We start from the raw sequence: 1277 nt of genomic DNA, 5'->3' as shown, positions 1-1277 counted from the left end.
GTTCGTAAATCTCGCCCTGCTGCTTGAGCTCGCGGGCGCGGTTCTTGCCGATCGTGGCGTAGCCGGCGACCTTGCCGCCGATCTCGACGACCAGAACGGTGGCGGCACGGCGGATGGCGTTCGCCCACCAGCCGGCGCCGCGGCGGTTGATCATCGATGTCAGGGTGCGATGCGGGATGATGCCGGAGTAGGCGCCGCGCCAGGCCAGCAGATGCACGTCGGCGATGGCGCTTGCGTCGCGCGGCTCGGCCTTCCTGATGTCGATACTCAACGTCTTCATGATTGGTTAACCATAAACCCGCATCGCCCGATTGCAAGAGTCCGGTCACCGGCTCCCAAGCTTTCGCATAGACGACAGACGTGCCTGCGACATGAAAGAGCCTGTCTGAAAACGCGCTCTGCCGAGGCGAATGCCGCGGTTTTCGAGAACCGAAGCGCAGCGGACATTAGAGCGCCGCGCGTCCAATTGGACGCGCATAGGACGCTCTAACGCTTTCAATTGCGCATGATCCTTTTCCAGAAACCGATCTCGGTTTCCGGGGTCATGCGCTGAGTCCGTGAGCATCGGAAGCGCAGAAAATCGCGTCAGGCGTCCGGCAGAGTAGCGTATGCAGGCAGGCTCTTAGATCTCGACCAGATGGTCGTCCAGCTCGTTGCTGTCGCCGGTAGAAACCGGGAAATGCTCGGCCAGCACCGCGCCCGTCGCTTCGATTGCCCTGATGAAGCCGTCGGCGAGACGATCGTCGCCGGCATGCGCGGTAAGGTCGCGGACGACGCTGTCCCAGACATCCTGGCCGACACGGCTGTCGATGCCGCTGTCGGCGATCACTTCGGCGTAGTGCTCGGCAATCGAAACGAACACCAGCACGCCGGTGCGCGCCGTGGTGCGGTGGACGTTGCGGGCGAGGAACTGCTTTATCGCATTGGCATGCGCGGCTTGGTAGCGCAGCCGCCTCGGCACCAGGTAGATGCGCAAGCCGGGCACCGCGCACAACAGGACAAGCACCGAGACCATCGCCAGAAGCTGCGCGATGACGAAATGCGGCACGCGGATCGACAGCCACCATGCTTCCAGCCCGTAGCTGACGGCGAGGCTGACGACGAGCATGGCCAGCGTCGCCATAAAGGCCGCCGGAAAGAAATAGCCGTCGCTGGCATAGGCCACGACGCAGTAGATTTCGCCGTCGGTCTTTGATTCGGCGGCGCGGATCGCTTTGGCGATGCGGTCATGATCCCCGGGGCTGATCGGTCGTATTGCCATGTTGTGTCTCACCAGC

At 63.0% G+C, this 1277-nt stretch carries 1 protein-coding gene and 1 pseudogene; both read right to left on the bottom strand.

What is annotated here, in order from left to right:
• Positions 1-280 (bottom strand): annotated as a pseudogene (locus EOA86_RS35070) (GNAT family N-acetyltransferase); the annotation flags it as partial.
• A gap of 342 nt (positions 281-622) precedes the next feature.
• Positions 623-1261 (bottom strand): TPM domain-containing protein, encoded by a 639-nt coding sequence (locus EOA86_RS35065; RefSeq protein ID WP_128345673.1) that lies wholly within the window; start codon positions 1259-1261, stop codon positions 623-625.
• Positions 1262-1277 lie beyond the last annotated feature (16 nt).

It is taken from the genome of Mesorhizobium sp. M5C.F.Ca.IN.020.32.2.1, from assembly GCF_004023105.1.
Classification (GTDB): Bacteria; Pseudomonadota; Alphaproteobacteria; order Rhizobiales; family Rhizobiaceae; genus Mesorhizobium; species Mesorhizobium wenxiniae.
The sequence above is the reverse complement of the archived record's forward strand: the minus strand, read 5'-3'. Positions and strand labels throughout refer to the sequence as shown.